Annotated in this window: 14 protein-coding genes; 5 read left to right on the forward strand and 9 right to left on the reverse strand. The window is 36.5% G+C overall.

Annotated features, from left to right (window positions below; genetic code table 11):
- Positions 1-149 precede the first annotated feature (149 nt).
- Positions 150-1,784 carry a multidrug ABC transporter permease/ATP-binding protein gene (locus CQA66_RS03285; RefSeq protein ID WP_104763068.1) on the forward strand — a complete coding sequence of 545 codons (1,635 nt, stop codon included), beginning with the start codon at positions 150-152 and terminating at the stop codon, positions 1,782-1,784.
- Positions 1,785-2,202: 418 nt separating this feature from the next.
- On the opposite strand, the gene CQA66_RS03290 is transcribed toward CQA66_RS03285, so the two are convergent.
- The 7 genes from CQA66_RS03290 to CQA66_RS03320 all read right to left on the reverse strand — a co-directional run bounded on the left by CQA66_RS03290 (position 2,203) and on the right by CQA66_RS03320 (position 11,563).
- Positions 2,203-2,418: a hypothetical protein gene (locus CQA66_RS03290; RefSeq protein WP_147289201.1), complete on the reverse strand. Its 216-nt coding sequence runs from the start codon at positions 2,416-2,418 to the stop codon at positions 2,203-2,205.
- A gap of 276 nt (positions 2,419-2,694) precedes the next feature.
- Positions 2,695-4,200, reverse strand: coding sequence for an aldehyde dehydrogenase family protein (locus CQA66_RS03295; protein ID WP_104763070.1), 1,506 nt, complete (start codon positions 4,198-4,200; stop codon positions 2,695-2,697).
- 394 nt (positions 4,201-4,594) lie between these two features.
- Entirely contained in the window at positions 4,595-5,440 is an 846-nt protein-coding gene (locus CQA66_RS03300) for a 4-hydroxy-3-methylbut-2-enyl diphosphate reductase (protein ID WP_104763071.1), read from the reverse strand.
- A gap of 8 nt (positions 5,441-5,448) precedes the next feature.
- On the reverse strand, positions 5,449-6,219 hold the full coding sequence (locus tag CQA66_RS03305) for a MotE family protein (protein ID WP_104763072.1): 771 nt from the start codon (positions 6,217-6,219) through the stop codon (positions 5,449-5,451).
- Positions 6,220-6,305: 86 nt separating this feature from the next.
- The gene (rfaE1, locus tag CQA66_RS03310; protein WP_181882227.1) at positions 6,306-7,709 is read right to left on the reverse strand and encodes a D-glycero-beta-D-manno-heptose-7-phosphate kinase; all 1,404 of its coding nucleotides are present in this window, start codon (positions 7,707-7,709) and stop codon (positions 6,306-6,308) included.
- Positions 7,710-7,797: 88 nt separating this feature from the next.
- The gene (era, locus tag CQA66_RS03315; RefSeq protein ID WP_233707738.1) at positions 7,798-8,769 is read right to left on the reverse strand and encodes a GTPase Era; all 972 of its coding nucleotides are present in this window, start codon (positions 8,767-8,769) and stop codon (positions 7,798-7,800) included.
- 25 nt (positions 8,770-8,794) lie between these two features.
- Positions 8,795-11,563 (reverse strand): valine--tRNA ligase, encoded by a 2,769-nt coding sequence (locus tag CQA66_RS03320; protein ID WP_104763074.1) that lies wholly within the window; start codon positions 11,561-11,563, stop codon positions 8,795-8,797.
- Positions 11,564-11,678: 115 nt separating this feature from the next.
- Here CQA66_RS03320 and CQA66_RS03325 point away from each other — a divergent pair, with 115 nt between their 5' ends.
- The 4 genes from CQA66_RS03325 (at position 11,679) to CQA66_RS03340 (ending at position 16,491) form a co-directional block, all read left to right on the forward strand.
- The gene (locus CQA66_RS03325) at positions 11,679-12,608 is read left to right on the forward strand and encodes a methylenetetrahydrofolate reductase (protein WP_104763075.1); all 930 of its coding nucleotides are present in this window, start codon (positions 11,679-11,681) and stop codon (positions 12,606-12,608) included.
- Positions 12,609-12,627: 19 nt separating this feature from the next.
- Complete coding sequence (locus tag CQA66_RS03330) at positions 12,628-14,193, forward strand: MBOAT family O-acyltransferase (RefSeq protein ID WP_104763076.1); 1,566 nt, start codon at positions 12,628-12,630, stop codon at positions 14,191-14,193.
- Between the two features lie 8 nt (positions 14,194-14,201).
- Entirely contained in the window at positions 14,202-15,320 is a 1,119-nt protein-coding gene (locus CQA66_RS03335) for a hypothetical protein (RefSeq protein WP_104763077.1), read from the forward strand.
- Positions 15,321-15,423: 103 nt separating this feature from the next.
- Positions 15,424-16,491: an SMP-30/gluconolactonase/LRE family protein gene (locus CQA66_RS03340; RefSeq protein ID WP_104763078.1), complete on the forward strand. Its 1,068-nt coding sequence runs from the start codon at positions 15,424-15,426 to the stop codon at positions 16,489-16,491.
- A 371-nt stretch (positions 16,492-16,862) separates the two neighbouring features.
- Here CQA66_RS03340 and CQA66_RS03345 read toward each other — a convergent pair whose 3' ends face one another.
- Positions 16,863-18,458 (reverse strand): methyl-accepting chemotaxis protein, encoded by a 1,596-nt coding sequence (locus tag CQA66_RS03345; protein WP_104763100.1) that lies wholly within the window; start codon positions 18,456-18,458, stop codon positions 16,863-16,865.
- Positions 18,459-18,517: 59 nt separating this feature from the next.
- Positions 18,518-19,600, reverse strand: coding sequence for a glycosyltransferase family 9 protein (locus CQA66_RS03350; RefSeq protein ID WP_104763079.1), 1,083 nt, complete (start codon positions 19,598-19,600; stop codon positions 18,518-18,520).
- Between the last annotated feature and the right edge of the window lie 80 nt (positions 19,601-19,680).

Here is a 19,680-nt window from a genome sequence, read left to right on the forward strand (position 1 = left end):
TCTTCTCTCATGAAGTGAGAGTATAAGAAATTGCTCATTATACTTGTATTATAAATTCATGTAGATGCCTCATTGAGGCTTACTTGGTTGTTATATCAATGTAAAGTAACCTTATTATATAGTTCTGATAGATAATAGAAAGTGGCAGTATGAATTTGATTAAAGAGATTCTTAGCAACAATAAATATAGAGTTTTAGGTTTCTTATTTATTAGTATTTTTACTAGCCTTTTAGGAATTGGAACTTTAGCATTTATTAATGAATATCTTTTAAAGCCAAATATACAAAATAGCAATATCATTTGGTACTTCTTACTACTTTTAATTGTGTTTCTTATCAGTTCATGTTTTGTAGAGATTGCTCTTGGTTATTTTGGGCAAAGCTTCATTTTTACTATGCAAACAATGCTTGTTAAGCAGCTACTTGATACTCCATTCTTGAAAGTTCGTGAGATCGGTAAGGCAAAATTGCTTGCCTCTTTGGGCAATGATGTCCGCACTGTATCCTTTGGATTGTTGCGGTTGCCCGATTTTATTCAATCTTTTGTTTTAATTTGTTGTACAAGTTTCTATCTTTATTACCTTTCAGCACAATTGTTTTTTATCAGTTTTGTGTGGATTGGCATTGTGGTATGGATTAATCACTATCTTATACGAAATGTCTATAAGCATTTTAAAAAGTCTCGTGATAGTGATGATGCTTTACAGTTGAATTATCAACAGATAATTGATGGGCATAGAGAGCTTATGCTGAATCGATTCCGCGCACAATATTACTACGATGGCGATTTTAAATCAAATGCTCATGCAAAGAGGCAAAGCAATGTAAAAAGCAATATAATGCAAAGTATTTCTGGCAATTGGAGTAATACTGCTCTTTTGGGGCTTGTAGGATTTGAGTTCTATTGTGCCTTATATTTTGGTTGGGCAAGTCTCGAGAATGCGACAACAATTGCTCTAGCCATTCTTTTTTTGCGTACCCCAATTGTTACTTTGGTAGGAAATCTCCCTACAATTTTGCTTGCTAAAATTTCCCTTGATAAAATCAGGCATTTAGATTTGGAACAATATAAGCAAGATTTCGCAGTGCCTAGCGATTTGCCCGAATGGAAGAGTATCAGATTTGAAGATGTAAGTTTTAGTTATAACGATACTTTTAGTCTTAAACCCACAAATCTTGAGTTTCGTAAAGGAGAGCTTGTTTTTCTTATTGGGAAGAACGGTAGCGGTAAGTCTACTTTTTCTATGATTTTAGCTGGATTAGTAGAGCCAAAGACGGGCAGGATATTTTTGGATTCTTTGCCTATTACGCAGGATAATATTGGCACATATCGAAGTCTTATTAGTGCGATTTTTAGCGATTTTCATTTATTTACGGAGACTCTTGCAAGAAATTGCTGTGCAGATTGGCGTAATATTCATGAATGGTTAGAAGTTTTGGAATTGAGTGATAAGATTAATGTTCAAAACAATAGGATTAGCACCACAGATCTTTCTACTGGGCAGCGCAAACGTATTGCTATGCTTATTGCTTTACTTGAAGAGAGGGATATTCTTATCCTTGATGAATGGGCAGCCGATCAAGATCCTATTTTTAGGAAGTTTTTTTATAAAGTGGTGTTGCCGAATCTCAAAGCAAGAGGCAAGACAATCTTTGCTATTAGTCATGATGATACGTATTTCGATATGGCAGATAGAATCATTTTAGCGCAAGATGGAATGATTAGTGAAATTAAGGGGGATAATATTCAAGAAGTTGCCAAAAATGTTGTAGAGAGATTCTAAAAATTTTAAAGATGAGATGATAGAGCGAGTTTGTTTGCCGCGCTATTATCTCTCTAAGAGAGATAATATGAAAGATAATAATGCCAAGAACCTTTAATTATTTCTAAGATTCTTATTAAGTTTCTTATATTGATAGATTCTTCTACAAAGAAACATGAATGATGGTATATAAATACTCCAATCATCAGGATTAATGGTATTGATTGAGTTACAAAGTATAGGGCAGCTGGCACAAGATGCCTATGAGCAAAATGAAACTTATTGCAGATATTGCAAATAAAGAATAGCAATAGAGTTAGAACTTTGAGGTTAGTGAAATAAAACACAACATAAGAAACTCTATATTTCATAAAATACCTATTATATGAAGCATTACCAGCTTCAAGGTCGATTAAGTGTGCCATGCCAAAGAGGTGTATTAGGATTCATGGGGGGGGGCATTAGCAAAGCTTGTATATCCTATAAATGTAATTAGAATCGACAAAAACTCTCCCTTAGTTTCTTTCATCTTTTTGGAATCTAACAAGACTACTTTGCTTGTTTCAATCCTGTTAAACAAGAAATTAGCATCAGTTCGTGAGATTATTGCAATTATTGATTCTAAATTCTCTTTTGCTACTTGTGCTTGAATCATGCTTAGGCTCAAAATAGAACTAAACATTATAATTGAGATTTTACGTTGCAACGAAGTTCGTTTTAATATCGCAAACATCAAGCATGAGCAAACAAATATATAATAACATTAGATATTTGCTAAAGATTTGTGCTTAATCTATTTATTAAATATATATAAGGGCATATACCTTGTTTTTAATGCTTAACTCCAAACTATAACTTACAAAAGCTTTTGAAGAAATCACATCAAGCAAAGCCTGATGTGACTGTCATAATCAAAAACAAACAATAATATTTAGAAGAAATTAAATCTTTTGTTAGTATGACTTACCATTACGCTTTTTAGCTGCTGATAGTTCTCAAGTGTTCTTTTATGTGTCTCCCTACCAATTCCACTTTGCTTATATCCACCAAAAGCAATATGAGCTGGGGCGTCGTCAAGCGAATTTACCCACACTCGCCCAGCTTTAATGCCTCTACTGAAACGATATGCTCTATCAATGTCTTTTGTCCAAATATAGCTTGCTAAGCCATACAACGTATCGTTGGCGATTTCTAATGCTTCTGCATCAGTTTTAAAAGTAGTTACAGAGCTAACAGGTCCAAAAATTTCTTCTTGGAAGATTCTCATTTTATTATGTCCCTTAAACATTGTTGGCTTGACAAAGCAACCTTTTGCCAATTCACCCTCTGTATTTCTTTCGCCACCAATAAGCAACTGCGCCCCTTCTTTTTTGCCGATTTCGATATATTCAAGTATTCTTTGTACTTGCTTTTCATCAACTTGAGAACCTATCATCGTATCATCATCAAGCGGATTGCCCTGCTTGATAGCCTTTGCTCTTTGTAGAGCTTTTTCCATAAGCCTATCATAAACACTTTCATGAATAATAGCACGAGATGGACATGTGCAATTTTCCCCTTGATTGAATGAGAAAAATAGCAACCCTTCAATGATTTTATCAACAAAATCTTCGCCATGATCAAGCACATCAGAGAAGAATATATTAGGAGATTTTCCACCAAGCTCTAATGTACATGGAATAATGTTTTTTGTTGCAGATTGCATAATTTGCCGTCCTACAGCTGTTGAACCAGTGAAAGCAACTTTTGCAATGCGAGGATTGGTTGCAAGATATTCGCCAATTTTGCCACCATCCCCATTAACCACGTTTAAAACGCCAGCTGGTAATAAATCTCCAATAACATCGAGCATTACAAGCACGCTAGCAGGAGTAGCCGATGCAAGTTTTACTACTATAGAATTCCCAGCAGCCAAAGCGGGAGCAATTTTCCATACGGTCATGAGTATAGAAAAATTCCATGGAACGATAATGCCCACAACGCCTATTGGTTCATGATAATGATACGCTACAGAATCATAAGTAATTTCTGAAGCCCCTCCTTCTTGAGCCCGAATACAACTAGCAAAATATCGGAAGTGATCAATGCTCAAATCAAGATCAATAGCACGACTTTCTCTAATTGGCTTGCCCTTATCCCATGTTTCTGCATGTGATAATAATTCAAAATTTTCTTCGAGTCTATCAGCAATTTTTAAAAGAATATTTGCTCTTTGCATTACACTTGTTCTCTCCCAACCAATTTGTGCTTTATGTGCAGCATCTAAAGCTTTATCAATATCTTTTTCTGTTGATGAGGGTACTTCACACAAAACTTGACCATTAATTGGACTTTTGTTTTCAACATATTTACCATCTACTGGTGCTACCCATTCTCCGCCAATATAATTACCATAGCGAGATTTAAATACATTTTTGCTATCTCTATACTTGCTCATAAAAATCCTTTATAAATTAAAATATCAAAGGCAAACAAATTTGTGAGCCTTTAACTAGAATATAATGTTCTACAATAAAACACTAACAATTTATGATATTGTATAAAATATTTAACACCATGTTACTTTTTGATATGTCAATGATAAATAATCGACCTCATTTAGCTATCAAAATAACTTATAGTGTTTCTTTTAAAGAGAGAATTGTATTGGATACATTAATAAGAATTATCAAAAATCAAAAGAGAAAGTAAGCCTTATTGGGGATTTGTGCGACTAAAAGATGACGAGTTTCAACAAAATCCTAAAAGCTGGGGGAGTGAATGAAAGTATTATTATCCATTAAGCCCGAATTTACCAAAGCCATTTTATACACATGATGACGAAATAAGCACTACGAGTTAAGCGCGCGAATAGCAGATTCTACGTTTTTAATTACCCAATTTGGTGTGCTAGCTCCAGCAGTAATACCACATATTTGTTTATCAGCAAACCATTGTTGTTGAATATCATTTTCATCTTCTACCAAATAGCTATCTTTACAATGCGTTTTAGCGATAAAAAAAAGCTGCTTAGTATTAGAAGAGGTTTTGCCACCTACAATAATCATCACATCTGCTTTTTGACTAAGAGTACGCGTTGCTTCCTGATTTTCAAAAGTCGCATTACAGATCGTGTTAAACACACGTACTTCCAATGAATTTGCAATCAAGTATTGGACAATTTCTAAAAATTTCTCAATTTGCTTTGTTGTTTGCGAAACGATAGCGATTTTCTTAGGGATTCTTTTGATATTTTTGATTTCTTCTAGGTTGCCTATAACAATTGGCACTTCTATGCTGTAACTCATAACACTACGTACTTCAGGATGACTAGAATCTCCAAAAATAATAATGTGATACCCTTCTTTGCTCATCGCTTCCACAATTTTTTGTGGTTTTGTTACAAATGGGCAAGTGGCATCGGTAATTTCTACACCTTTTTGTTGCAATTCTATAAGATTCTGCTTTGTGATTCCATGCGTACGAATAACAACATTTTTGCTTTCACCTAATCTATTAATATCTTCTTCTACATGCACATCAAAATCTCTTTGTAGTCTTTGTATTTCTAATGGATTATGGATAAGCGGTCCTATTGTAAGTGTGCGCGGGTTACTTTTTGCGATTTTTTCTGTGATTCTAATGGCACGTTTAACACCAAAGCAAAAACCATATTTTTCTGCTAAAAGAACTTGCATAATTTTCCTTAGTAAATAGTCGTGCCTCTTGCACTAGCATTATTATTTGGTTGTTGTTGTGGATTGGCAGATGTTTCCTTGTCTATATTAATACCTTCAGATTGCGGCGGCGGAGCGGTTTGTTGCGTATTCGTAGCTGTCATAGATTTGTCAGTATGGGGATACATGCGAATAAGCTTGCTTAGTTCAGCCGCTTTATCTGGCTGCATTTGCGCAAGAATGCTACCCATTTGATTGGGCTTTAAGCTTAGTAGAATCAAGATGGCATCTTCATCTGGCATTGCGGCAATAATGGGAGCGGCTTTATTATCTTTCATTTTTGCGTAACTTTCAGCCAATTTATTTTCTTTGATTCCATTGATTTGTTGCAAGATTTCTTCATTTTTCGCAAGTAAGGCTTTTGCTTCTGCTAGCTTCGCGTCGCTCTCGGATTGTTTTTTTGTTTGTTCTTGTTTCATTTCCCCGTACATTTCTTTAAGTGCTCGTTCTTTTAACTTAATTTGCTCTTCTTTTTCTTTGAGAAGTTTCGTATTTTCTGTTGTGAGAATCTGCAATGTACTTTGTTGTTGGCGCAGCTGTAAGAGACTGGTAACAATTTCTTGTTTTCTGGCTTCAAAAATCGCATCACATTGTTTTGCTAATGCTTGGGCAGCCTCTGGATCAAATAGGGCATTTTTGTTTTTTGAAGTGCTTTGAGAATGGGCAGAGCTATTAGATTCTGCTGCTAGAGAGTAGGTTGCGCTGTGTAGCAAAAGAATTGTTAATAAGAGTCGCTTCATGAAACTCCCTTTTGTGTAATGCTTTAGAAAGGTATTTTACAATAAATTTATATAATTGCTCTGATAAGCTTAAGAATAGAAATAAATTATTGCTTAATTTTGTTGATGATAGTAGTTGTGCTACGTTCCGATAGAAATTCTATAAGCTCCACTTGTTTGGCATACTGCGCCCCTACTATTTCTTTGTCTTTATAATCTGCACCTTTCACTAAGATGTCGGGCATGATTTGGGCAATGAGTTTGAGCGGTGTTTCTTCTTCAAAGATAATGACATAACTTACGCATGCGAGACTTGCGAGGATAAGGGCTCTATCTTCTTGTGCGGTAATAGGGCGGAGTTCGCCTTTAAGTTTTTTTACCGAATCATCGCTATTTACTCCAACAATTAAAACGTCGCCTAGTTTACGCGCTTTTTGTAGGTAGGATACATGCCCCGCATGAAGAATATCAAAGCAACCATTAGTAAAAACTATTTTTTTATTTTTTATGTTTTCTTTGAGTGAATCTATGTTGTCAATTATCTTTGATTCTGCGTCTTTGATTGCTCTACGAGGCGTAAGGAAATCATTAATTTCAGCGAGCGTAGCAACGGCACTACCTAGTTTTGCAATTACAACAGCAGCAGCAGCATTAGCAAACATTGTTGCTTCACTTAGACTCTTTTTCTGTGCGAGCGCAATAGCAAGAGCCGCAATAACAGTATCTCCTGCGCCGCTTACATCATAGACTTCTCTGGCTATTGTGGGGTTTTTGTGTAAGATTCCATTTTCTAGGAATCCTATGCCTTCTTCGCTTAATGTAATCAGAGGATATTTCACACAACTAATATGTTGCAAGGCTATTAAAGCTTCTTTGAGCGTTGTGTCATTATGAATGGAGACTTTTGTCGCAGTCATCGCTTCTTTTTTGTTGGGAGTTAAAAGTGTAGCGTATTGATATTTCGTATAATCGTCTCCTTTTGGGTCGCATAATACAGGTATGTCAAGGCTATTGGCTAGATGTATTAACTTCTGTGTGAAGTCATAACTAAGCACGCCTTTGTGATAATCGCTAAGAATCAGACAATCAAAACGTCTAATTTGCTTTTGTAAATCCTCAAACATTTCTTCATATAATGCAGATTCTAAAGGTTGCGTATTTTCTTTGTCAATACGTAGCATTTGATGTTTGGAAGCCATGACGCGAGTTTTTGTTGTTGTTGGTCGATGTGATTTATAGCAATTTGCTTGTATGCCTTTATTGATTAAAAAGTCTTGTAATAATGCCCCTTCGGTATCATTGCCTATTGCGCCATAGATTGCCACTTTTGCATCCATAGCAACAAGATTATTGGCTACATTACATGCACCGCCAAGTGTGAAACTTTCTTTATCTATGCGCACGACAGGAACGGGAGCTTCAGGGGAAAGCCTATTTGCATTGCCCCAGATATATTTATCTAACATTAAATCACCAATGACTAGCACACTCACTTGCTTGTGTTGCAACATTCTTTCTCCTTATTTGCGATAGAAGATTCTAATATAATTTTTATAGATATGTTTGTATTTGCTTGTTTAAGCGAAAGATTTTAAAAGTTTATTCAATTCGCCTATAGCCCATTTGCGCAAGCTTTTTTGTATCCTTGCTCCAACCTCTTACAGTCTGGACTTGTAATGAGAGAAAGACTTTTTTGTTGGCAATGTTTTCGCATTTTATTCGGGCTAATTTTCCTAAGGCTTTGATGGTTGCTCCGTTTTTCCCAATGCACATGGATTTTTGAGAATCTTTTTCAGTAATAATTTGCGCGCTAATGGAAACGAGTCGTGCTTTTTCAGTAACTGTGAGGATTCTGACATCACTTTGATAAGGAATCTCGTCATTCATTCTTTCGAAAATGGCTTCTCGTATGGCTTCTTTGTAAATATCGCGCAGCAACGTTGTGCTTGCCAAAGAATCATCATAAAAATGAGGATGTATAGGCAGCGCAGAAGCTATTTCTAACAACAAGGAATCTTTTTGTCTTGTTTGCAACTTTATCGCACAAAGCGGAATAAGAGCAAGATAGTGCTGTTGAAATTTTTGGTATTGCCTTATACAGGCTAAAAGCTGATGATGTTGTACCTTATCGATTTTATTAAGCACTATAATATGCGGCTTTGTGCATTTGCGTAGAAATTCTGTATAAAATACAATGTCATTTGCATTTGCCGCAACAACAAAAAGACACATATCACAATCACCAAGAGCCCTGTATGCTTCATGTGTCATATATTGATTCAACGTATGACGTGATTTTGTTTGTAAATTAGAATCTTTCTCGGTTATAAGCGATAAACCTGGTGTATCAATGAATATAATTTGAGAATCTATTCTTTCATTTTCAAAAGGTACAATAAAGTCCATACGTTTTCTTGTCGCATTTGCTTTTTGAGAAACAAGGGCTAAAGGGGATTGTATTAGCTGATTCAGTAGTGTTGATTTACCTGCGTTTGGCTTGCCAATCACGGAGACAAATCCACTTCTAGTCTGTTTGTGGTCTGTTTGTGGTCTGTTTGTGGTCTGTTGCAAGGATTTCCTTTGGAATGTAAAAGTTTCAGAGTTGTTGCAGTAGAACGTTCTTTTCTCGAAGAATGGCATTTCTTTTTTGCTCTAGCTCTCGCAGGGCATTTTGATTATTTTCTACAACCTCTTGTGGAGCGTTGCGCAGGAAATTTTCATTACTTAGTATGCTTTGTAATTTCGCCACTTCCTTTTCTATTTTAGCTTCTTGTTGCGCAAGTCTTGCCTGTATTCCCTTTAAATCGAGCTTTTTAGATTCAATGAAAATTTGCGCATAATTGCCGATGTCCGCGATGCACTTTTCTGGTTTATAATCCACCAAGAAGACTCTTTTAATTTTTGCAAGTTTGGTGATAAATCGTAAGCCTAATTCTTGTAGAGAAATTTGCGAGCTAAGTAATTCTTTGCCTTGTATTTTGTCGTCATTGTTTTGCTTGAAATTCTTGTGTGGCTGTATGAATACTGATTCTAACTCTTGATTGGCAATATCCAGAGTTATGCGCATGCGTCTAATAGTGGTAATGCAATCGGCGATAATTTCAAAGGCTTGTTCATAGCCAATCGCGCGCTTGCTCTCATAAGGAAAAGATTCTATCATGATAGAATTATGTTCTCCTAATCCGTTAGCAATATCTCGTCCTAGCAAAGTATGGAAAACATATTCACTAAGAAAGGGCATTAGAGGATGAAGTAGCTTCATGGATTCTATTAAAATGCTTGCTAGTTCAAAGACGCTTTGTTTATCGGCTTTAGCGTATTCTATACCAATATCACAAAATTCATTCCACAAGAAGCGATATAGAATGCTGGCATATGAATCAAATCGGTACGAATCTAGTGCGTTACGAGATTCTAAAATTGCGAAATTTAATCGCGATTTCATGTAAATTCCAAGCGGACTTTGATAGTCATTTAGAGAATCTCTCTGTATGAAAGCATAATGAGGGTTGAGTTGCTCGGCATATAGTTGCAAGAATTTCATTGCATTGATGATTTTATTGGTGAAGTTACGTGTGATTTCTAATTGTTTTTCTGAAAGACGTATATCACGTCCTTGTATGCACAAAAAAGCAAGGCTAAATCTAACAATATCGGGGTTATATTTTTTGCATAATTCCAACGGGTCAATAATATTGCCCTTGCTTTTGCTCATTTTTTGTCCTTTAGAATCAAGCACTAAGGCATGTAGATAAATATCTTTAAAGGCAATTTGCTGCATATTAGAATCTGCTGCAAGAAGCATTCTGGCTACCCAAAAGAAAAGTATATCAAAACCAGTGATAAGTAAAGAATTGGGGTGAAATTTCTCTAAGTCCTCTTCATGCCACAATTCCCCCTTGCCAAAATCACCATTCCCAAATCCCAATGTGCTATGACTCCAAAGCGCAGAGCTAAACCACGTGTCAAGCACATCGCTGTCCTGCTCTGTCTTTGTGCTGCCACATTTTGGACAAACTGCGGTAGCAGATTCAGAATCCTGATTAATAAATTCATTGCCACATTCACAATAAAATATTGGGATTCTATGCCCCCACCATAATTGACGACTAATGCACCAATCTCGTAAATCTCTCATCCAAGCATCGTAGTTGTTTTTCCATTGCGCAGGATAGAATCTTGCTTCGCTTTTTGCCACACGTTCCATAGCTCCTTTGGCAATTTCTGCTTTCACAAACCATTGTTTAGAAATGTAAGGTTCAATGACATTACCGCAACGGTAGCATATCCCAAGCTTGTTGTGATACTCTTCAACTTTCTCGATAAAACCCTCTTGTTGTAATTTTTCTATAATTTTTTCTCGTGCTTGAAGTCTCTCTAGTCCCTCAAATTCTCCGCATTGAGCATTTAATATCCCTTTTGTGTCAAAAACTACGATTTGTGCTAAACCATGCCTTAATCCTACTTCATAATCATTCATGTCATGCGCGGGAGTTACTTTGACCGCACCGGTGCCAAATTCAGTATCTACAATGGAATCTGCAATGATTGGAATTTCTGTGTTCATTAAAGGCAATCGGACTTTTTTACCAATTAAATGCTTGTATCGCGAGTCTTCAGGATGTACCATAAGCGCGCTATCGCCGAAATAAGTCTCTGGTCTGGTTGTCGCAACGACAATATAGGAATCATGAGAATCTGCAAGAAAATAACGTAAATAGTAAAGTTTGCCCACATTGTCTTGATATTCCACTTCAATATCGCTTAGTGCGCCATCATGCGTACACCAATTAATCATTCTTTCTCCGCGATAGATCGCTCCCTTTTGATACCACGCGCTAAAGGTTTGTCGCACAGCATTTGCTAGCCCTTTATCCATAGTGAATCTCGTTCTTTTAAAGGCTGGGGAAAATCCCATAGCGCGCATTTGCTCGAGAATCTTGCCACCGCTTTGTTGCTTCCATTCCCATACTTTTTTGATGAACTCTTCTCTACCAATATCCTCTTTTTTTATGCCTTGCGCTAAGAGTTGTTTTTCTACGATATTTTGCGTAGCAATACCAGCATGATCTAAGCCCGGCTGCCAGAGAACTTCGAATCCATCCATACGTTTGTATCGTACGATAATGTCTTGCAGGGTAAAGGTTAATGCGTGCCCGATATGTAACACCCCAGTAACATTTGGCGGAGGCATCATGATGCAAAAAGTATTGCTCGAGATAGAATCTTGTGCTTTTAATGTATTGCGCGCTTGTTTTGTTTGTTGCAAAGCTTTATTGCCGTTTGTTTCAAAGTAGCCACGTTTTTCGCATTCACGATAGATAAGAGATTCCCAATCTGTAGTAAATAATGACTTGTCGCTCATATTTTATGTAAATCCTTAGTAAAAAGCTTAAAAAGCTAGTATTATAACATGTTTATAAATCGCAGACAAATAGTAAGTTTTATTGCGTAAAGGTTGGGATTTCTAAAGGGTAATTATGGAAAATTCTGATTTCATCGAACAATTTGTTGACAAACTTTGCAATAAAAAATGTATAACTTATGAGATTTGTCCAGATAAATCTGCTTCTATTATGCCTATCATTACTAAGATTCAATCCGCAGGATTAGATAAAGGAATCATTGACGGATTTGTTTGCACGGATTCTCCTCTTGCTCGATTGAAACTGCATTCTGGCATGGCAAGCATTAGATTGCAACAAGCATTGCAAAAGCCGCTTATTTGCACAATTAGCATGCGTGATCGCAATTCCCTAGCTTTAAGTGCGGAATTATTAGGGCTTAATGATTTTGATATTAGAATCTTCCTAGCTCTTAGTGGCGATCCGCTAAAGCTAGGAGATCAGCCACAAGCAAAGGCTGTATTTGAAGGTAATAGTTTAAGAATCTTAGAGCTAATTGCCGCTTTGAATCAGGGGTTAGATTTAAATGCCGGCGCATTGCAATCGGCTGTAAAGCGAATCTATGGGTTTAGTGTGATAAATTCGTATGCAAAAAAAATGGAGCTTTTAAGAAAAAAAATGGAATCTAAAATATGTGCGAATGCTTTAGGGCTCTTTACCCAGCCAATCTATGACATAGAGGTAGCGAAACTGCTGCATGAATGGCTGCATTCCCTTAATTATCAACACAATAAACGTTGTGTTCTTATGCAAGGATTTTTCCCTATAACAAGTTTCAAGCGAGCACTTTTTTTACATCAAAAAATACCCGACGTATTTGTTCCACAATTATGGCTAGAAACATTGGAGAAAGCTTCTTTAAAAGGCACGCAATACGAAAAGCAAAAAGGCATGGAAATGAGCATTAAGCTTTTTGCACAACTCTATGGGTATAGTCCTAAGATTCACTTTATGAATCACAATGCAGTCAAAAATGCAAAAACCATATTAAATAGCATTCAATAGTGTTTGTTAAGATGATTCTATGCTTTTTAATTCGGCTCTTTTTCTCTTTTGTTTTTTACCGATTACTTGGGGATTGTTTCATTTCTTAAAATCCTTGTCTTTCCGCGGGCATTGGTTAGCTGCGAGGCTCTGTTTGCTTAGTGGCAGCTTGGCTTTCTATGCGTATTGGAAGCTTATTTATTTGCCTATTATGCTTAGTTCTATTCTGATAAATTTTGTTATAGCTCGCAAGATACTTACATCTTTGCAGAAAATACCACAGCAAAACCCACACGCAGAATCGCCCTGTAATCTTAAGTCTAATCCGGCTAAATTTTGGTTATTACTCGGAGTTTGTTTTAATGCGGGTTTGCTTGGGTTTTTCAAATATACAGACTTTTTCTTAGAGAATTGGAATCTTTTTTCTCAAATTACACATTTGGATTTTGCTATTGCTTTGCCTCATATTCTCTTGCCATTTGCTCTCTCATTTGTAACATTTCAACAAATCGCTTTTTTGGTGGATTGTTATAAGAACGAAGTGGCAGATTCTTTGCATTTTTTAGATTATTGTTTATTTGTTACTTTTTTCCCGCAGCTTATTGCTGGACCAATTGTGCATCATAGGGAGATGATGCCGCAATTCGCGCGAATGTCTCATAATAAGTCTATCGTTTGGGAGAATGTCGCGAAAGGAATATTTATTTTTGCGATTGGATTGTTTAAAAAGGTTTGTATTGCAGATAGTTTTGCAAAATGGGCGAATGTTGGATTCCATGCGGTGGATAATGGACAAATTCTTAATATCTTTGAATCATGGGCTACTTCTTTGTCCTATACCTTTCAGTTGTATTTTGATTTTAGTGGCTATTGTGATATGGCAATAGGATTAGGTTTGCTTTTTGGTATTAGGCTGCCTTATAATTTTCTTTCTCCCTACAAAGCAACCAATATTGCGGATTTTTGGCGTAAATGGCATATTACTCTAGGAAGATTCTTAAAAGACTATCTCTATATTCCTTTAGGAGGCAATAAGAGAAACAAGATTCTAACCATTCGGAATCTTTTTATTGTCGCTGTGTTAAGTGGGGTGTGGCATGGAGCTGGATGGGGCTTTGTGCTATGGGGGATTTTGCACGGTTTAGCAATGTGCATACATAGAATCTATACTTGGTGTCTTCAAGTCTGGCAAGCACATGGAAATGTTACATACATTAGTTTTATTGTGCATTCTAAGTTGTATAAGATTCTGTGTTGGATACTTACTTTTAACTTTATAAACATTGCGTGGGTATTTTTTCGAGCAGAGAGTTTGCAAGGAGCAGTGAATCTTCTAAAAGGCATGTTTGGTATTGTGTGGGTAGAATTGCCGCATAAAGCGCGACTCATACCACATTTCTTAGAGAATATTTATGGACGCAATGAGACGGTGATTTATCTCGTTTTGGCTTTTATTATTTGTCTTTGCTTGCCAAATAGCATACAGCAGATGCAAAATTTTCGCTCCAGATTTGTAACTGCCGCTTTTACTGTGGGGATTTTATATTTCTCTATCATTGTGCTTGTTATGAATCCTTACAGCGAATTTCTTTATTTTAATTTTTAGGCTGATAAATGCAACGGAATCCTTATAAGCTTTTTGTTTTTTGCGTATTGTGTATTCCCTTGCCTTTTATAGTATGTATTGGAATCATGCTTTACCTTTATGATCCTATGCAAGTTTGGCATAAGCCGTATTGGCGAGACGTAGCATTTTTTAACTATATAGGGCATGGACGCTCACAAGCGAAAGCCGTGATAGATTTTTATCCGTTTGATTCTATAATCATGGGTTCTTCAATGCTCTTTAAATCTTCAGAAGATTTAGCAGATAGGAAGCTAGGCGGTGTTTGGGTGAATTTTTCAACAGGTGGAGCAGATAATCACGAGAAAGCTATCATACTTGATTATGCGTTATCGCATAAAAAGATTAAGCAAGTTATTATGTCTATTGAGGGGTTTTGGCGTACCGTGGATAAGGATGGAGAGAATTTTAGTTATCTCTATGACAATAATCCTTTGACGAATATGAAGTTGTATGTGAATTATCGTTTCATTGCTTGTGCAGTTACATGGTCGGCAAAGCCAGATTGCATTGGAGATAGAAAGGAGTATCGACATCATTTTATACAGGATGAAACTCTACCTAATCTTTCTGCGTTGGATGGAGTTGAAGCGTGGCTTCTGCGCAATGATACTAAAAAGAATAAAGCACTCTTTACTAATCTAAGAAATTTTAACAATGAGCCCTATGTGGTAACACCGCATCATATTGATATTACAAGACATCGGCAATACTTGCGTGAGAACATTCTTTTCCTTGCGAGTAAATATCCTAATACAAGGTTTCATTTCGTGATTCCAACCTATACGAGATTAACGTTTCGCCTAAAAGATGAGGTGCATGACTTTTATCAATGGAAAATTATTCTCACATTGTTAGTCGAAATGGCTAAAGAGATGCCTAATGTAAGGATTTATGGGTTTGATGATTTAGATTATGCGGATAATTTAGCTAATTATTTTGACACAACGCATTATTCTGCAGAGATGAATGCTATGCAGATTGAGGCTATTGCGACAAATACGCACAGGATAACCTCTACCACTCTTCCTGTATATCTTCAGGCAACAGAGGACAAAATCAAGAAGTATAATCTCACACAATTAGCAGAATTGTTAAAAAGCAAATAGCTAGGCTCTATTAGAATCCATACAGGGCAATGTCTACTTTGCTAATCACGCAAGAAATAAACATGTTAGAATCTTGCCTTTGTAATTTATTCAAGGATAGAAAATGCGATCATTGGTTAGGTGGTTTATGTATTTGATGTTGTTATGTGGCATGGCGCGAGCAGAAGAGGTTGCTTTTAAAGTTCATAATGAATCTTTTCGCGCGCTTCTTGATACAACGCAGCAGCCTATTTTGCTTTATGATAAAGGAATTTGGTTAGAAGGTCCGCAAGTTTTGCCTAATGGAAATGTGGTATTTAGTGATGTGAAAGCCAATAAGGTATTATTGCTTGAGGTAGAGAATCAAATACAACACTCCAAGATTCGCACATGGCTTAAAACATCGCATTTTCAAAACGGACATGCTCTCGATACAAAAGGCAGGCTTCTTGCCGCGACACATGGCAGACGTGCTATTGAGCGACTTGATAAAACGGGCACAACGGACAAATGGGAGGTGCTTGTAAATTCTTATCAAAACAACAAGCTTAATAGCCCCAATGATATTCTTGTGGATAGCGATGGGGATATTTGGTTTAGCGATCCTAGGTTTGGGCTGCTAAATCCCCATGAAGGCTATGGCGGGCGAGAGGAACAAGGAGGGGATTTCCTTTATCATTATTCAGAACGTACAAAAACACTCATTCGTCTTGAGACACCTCTTCTTAAAGCCCCCAATGGCTTAGCTCTAAGTCCAGACGAAAAGATTCTCTATGTTGCGGATAGCGAATTGGCATACAACACAAACGATAAAAGCTTGCAACATCAGATTCTCGCTTATGATATTGCTCCCAATAAGACATTGCATAATGCGAGAGTGTTCGCCGTCATTCATTCGGGATTCCCCGATGGAATCAAAGTGGATAAAAAAGGCAATATTTGGTCAAGTAGTGGTAATGGTATTCAGGTTTTTGATTCTAAAGGCAGTATGATAGGAGAGATTCTCTTCCCCCAAGTAGTAAGTAATTTCGCCTTTAGCCTCAATGATGAAACATTGTTAGCCTTGCAAAAGCAGGGCATACAAGTGAAGCAAGATCATCAAACATTGCTGTATGTAACTTCGCTGTCTAAGCTCTATGTGCTCACACTCAAAGTGCAATCAGGAATAAAACGTAAGCAAACGTTAGAATAATGTAAAGAGACGTAACGTTTAGGGTTAGCAAGATAGATAAATTGCTTCATTTGCAACATTGCAACGAATTGTTTTTGGTGGATTACTATAAGAATGAAAAGTAGATTCTTTGCATTTCTTAGATTATTATTTGTTACTTTTTCTGCATTATCCTGCATTATCCTGCAAACTACCTTGCGATTATCCCGTTTATTCGTTTGATCGTTGTGGATTTGCCGTTTTACGGGTTTATGATTGGGTTATTTTGCTGCATTTTAATCGAATGTTGTTTCTTGGTTTTATGTGGCAAGTCTTATCATGTAGAGAGGTTTAGAATCGTGGAGAAGTTTAAAGAGAAGTTTAATTGACAATCAAGCCGAAACCCGCAAGTATTAGGTTTTAAATTGAGAGATTGCTTCTTCTAGCTCTGTTGCTTTATGGGTGATTTCATGTACGGATTTTTGAATCTGATGTCCTAGCGTTTGGTTGCTCTGGCTAGAATCGGTAATAGATTCTATCATTGTTTGTAATTCTTTTGTGTGGGCGGCAATAGTATTGCTAATGTCTTGGAGCTTGAGAGAATTTTGCTTAGTGACTTGTAGTTTGTCCCTTGTATTATTGGCATCGTGGATGAGCGGTAGAGTTTTTTCTGTCATAGATTCCATATCGGTAGATACGTTTTTGATAGTTTCTTCCATTGTATTTACGCTTTGTGAAACAAGGTTGATGTTGCTTGTAATTTGCACGAGACTTTTTTGTGTTTGTTCCGCAAGCTTTCTCACTTCATCGGCTACTACTGCAAAGCCCCTGCCATGTTCCCCTGCGCGTGCGGCTTCTATGGCGGCGTTCAATGCTAAGAGATTGGTTTGGTCTGCGATTGTTTTGATAATAGTAAGAATATCTTTGATATGTGTAGTATGCGTACTTAATTCATTGGCATGCGCTATTACTTCTTGTTGCTTTTGCGCAGATTCGGTAATCAAAGTAATGCACTCTTGTAGCTTTGAGACAAATTCATGTAAGGTTACTTCAGTGTCTTGAAGGTCGTTAATTGTGAAATTTGTAGTTTGAGAAGCAACGGTTAGATTGTTATTTACCTCTTGAGTGAGATGATTAGCTTGGCGAACGAGAGCAAATTGTTTGTCAGAATTGCCTGAGAGAGTGTTAGCAATGTTTAAGAGTTCAAATGAAATAAGTTTGTTTTCTTTGCCGACATTTTTGCTTATTGCAACTGCATTTTGTATAGTTTTGATAAAGGCGTTGATATAGCTCGAAGTTGTACCAACCTCATCTGCTCTTGTGATGGCAATACGTCTTGTTAAATCTCGGCTACCAAATTGCAATTCTTTTGCCATGTTTTGTAAATTACGAAGCGGCTTGACTAGCTCTACTTCAAAGAAAATATACAACACGATTATAGCAATAATACCCGATGTGAGCATGGTAAGTAACAAATAGTCTTGAGCGTTATCAATCGTATCATAGATATTTTGTAATGATATTTGTAACTCTAATACTCCCAAGACATCACCACTATTAGCATTCACATGGCATACAAGGCAGCTATCATTCGCAATCAGCGGTTTTTGCAACGTAATATGGTGAGCCTTTTTGTCTTCTAGTATGATTTCTTGTTTGTTCGCGAAGATTCTTTGAATATCTGGACGGGTAGCGTCTGTATCGGCCGGCGTATTTGGCATGTCAAATAACGTAATAACTTGAGTAGATTTATGGATTTGCAAAGAGCTTATGCCTTCCATTGTTTTTGCCTCATGTACTGCCATATCAATAATGTCTCTTTCTCCTGAATTCATACTCATACGTACAGTGTGAAAGATAGATTCTCCTAGCATTGTGGCGGTTTTCCTACCCTGATCTTGTGCTATGTTTTTGTAGGTTATTGAAACACTCCAATACAAGACGCCGATACCAATTGTAATAAAAACACATAGTGTAACGAGAACTTTAGCGCGAAAAGTTTTTAACATAGTACCCCAATTCAAAGAGATTCCCCTCTCTTTAATTCTATACTATTCTCTCTTATAAACTACTTAGAATGTAATGCGCTTTGCAAGAGTGTATTGCTAATGGGCTTAATTTGTTGTTTTTCTATCATGTTTTTTAACGTTAATATTACGTCATTGATGACGTGCATTTGTGATTGTGAATCTAATTCATGTTTAGCTTTATTAATAAATATATAGCGATTATCTTTTGTCCCCCATCTGCCTGTATCCCATTCGGCGTAAAGTCCGATAGTCGGGATATTTAGATTTGATGCTACGTGTATAGTTCCTGTGCTAGGGCTAATAACGCAGCTAACCATTTGCATAAGAGCCACGAGATTCAGAATACAATCATTATTAGGAAAGAGAAGTAGCTTTTGTAAGTCTCTTTGTGATTGTTTGAGTTGCTGCATAAATTGCGTTTGCACTTGAGGATAAGTAACAACAAGGGGAATACAGAGCGAAATCTTTGCCACTTCTTCTATGAGTTGTAACCAATAAGGCATTGTAAGGCTAAAACAATTATTGATATTAAAGGGATTAATCAGAATCAAATAAGGTTGTGAATCTAGCGCGTATTTTTGCAAGGCAGAGAGCAAAAACTGATGAATATTTTCCTCATTATCTTTAGACGCATGTAACGCATATTTGACAGAATCCAAATTGGCTATTTGTTGATGAAATAAACGAGGATTAATTTTTTTTACAAAATGCAGCATAATATCTTCATGCCTCATATTTCGATATTTTTTAAAGAAATAAATTGGTACAGTTTTGCATCGCAGAGAAAAAAAACTATAGAGTTTTGTTGCACAAATTATAGTTTTTGCGTTGCTAGATAGAAGGAATGAAATGAAGCTCGAGTTAGTTGTAGTGGCTATCAAATAATGACAACGATATTGATTGATGATTGCTCGCTGTTGCTCCTTTGTATCTTGTGTTTCCATGTTGCCCATGTCAAGTGATTCATCAATGTATTCGCAATGTTGAAAAAGATTTTTGGTTAGAGAATTGCCAAAAACGATTACATGGGCTTGGTAAATTGTTTTGAGTGCAAAAAGAGCTTTGATATATCCGATACTTGCGCCTAATTCTTTTTTATAACACACAAGTCCGACAATCATGTTTTCCTCTTGTTTAGATGGGTAATCTGAATTATCAACCGATATTGTATCTAGTTTCTATAAATTAGATTCTTTAGCAA

Source organism: Helicobacter aurati (assembly GCF_003364265.1).
Lineage (GTDB): Bacteria > Campylobacterota > Campylobacteria > Campylobacterales > Helicobacteraceae > Helicobacter_A > Helicobacter_A aurati.

Excerpts from the sequence above, each read along its gene's own strand:
- CQA66_RS03285 (WP_104763068.1), top strand. The coding sequence starts at position 150 with ATGAATTTGATTAAAGAGATTCTTAGCAACAATAAATATAGAGTTTTA.
- CQA66_RS03290 (WP_147289201.1), bottom strand. The coding sequence starts at position 2,418 with ATGATTCAAGCACAAGTAGCAAAAGAGAATTTAGAATCAATAATTGCA.
- CQA66_RS03295 (WP_104763070.1), bottom strand. The coding sequence starts at position 4,200 with ATGAGCAAGTATAGAGATAGCAAAAATGTATTTAAATCTCGCTATGGT.
- CQA66_RS03300 (WP_104763071.1), bottom strand. The coding sequence starts at position 5,440 with ATGCAAGTTCTTTTAGCAGAAAAATATGGTTTTTGCTTTGGTGTTAAA.
- CQA66_RS03305 (WP_104763072.1), bottom strand. The coding sequence starts at position 6,219 with ATGAAGCGACTCTTATTAACAATTCTTTTGCTACACAGCGCAACCTAC.
- rfaE1 (WP_181882227.1), bottom strand. The coding sequence starts at position 7,709 with ATGTTGCAACACAAGCAAGTGAGTGTGCTAGTCATTGGTGATTTAATG.
- CQA66_RS03320 (WP_104763074.1), bottom strand. The coding sequence starts at position 11,563 with ATGAGCGACAAGTCATTATTTACTACAGATTGGGAATCTCTTATCTAT.
- CQA66_RS03325 (WP_104763075.1), top strand. The coding sequence starts at position 11,679 with ATGGAAAATTCTGATTTCATCGAACAATTTGTTGACAAACTTTGCAAT.
- CQA66_RS03330 (WP_104763076.1), top strand. The coding sequence starts at position 12,628 with ATGCTTTTTAATTCGGCTCTTTTTCTCTTTTGTTTTTTACCGATTACT.
- CQA66_RS03335 (WP_104763077.1), top strand. The coding sequence starts at position 14,202 with ATGCAACGGAATCCTTATAAGCTTTTTGTTTTTTGCGTATTGTGTATT.
- CQA66_RS03340 (WP_104763078.1), top strand. The coding sequence starts at position 15,424 with ATGCGATCATTGGTTAGGTGGTTTATGTATTTGATGTTGTTATGTGGC.
- CQA66_RS03345 (WP_104763100.1), bottom strand. The coding sequence starts at position 18,458 with ATGTTAAAAACTTTTCGCGCTAAAGTTCTCGTTACACTATGTGTTTTT.
- CQA66_RS03350 (WP_104763079.1), bottom strand. The coding sequence starts at position 19,600 with ATGATTGTCGGACTTGTGTGTTATAAAAAAGAATTAGGCGCAAGTATC.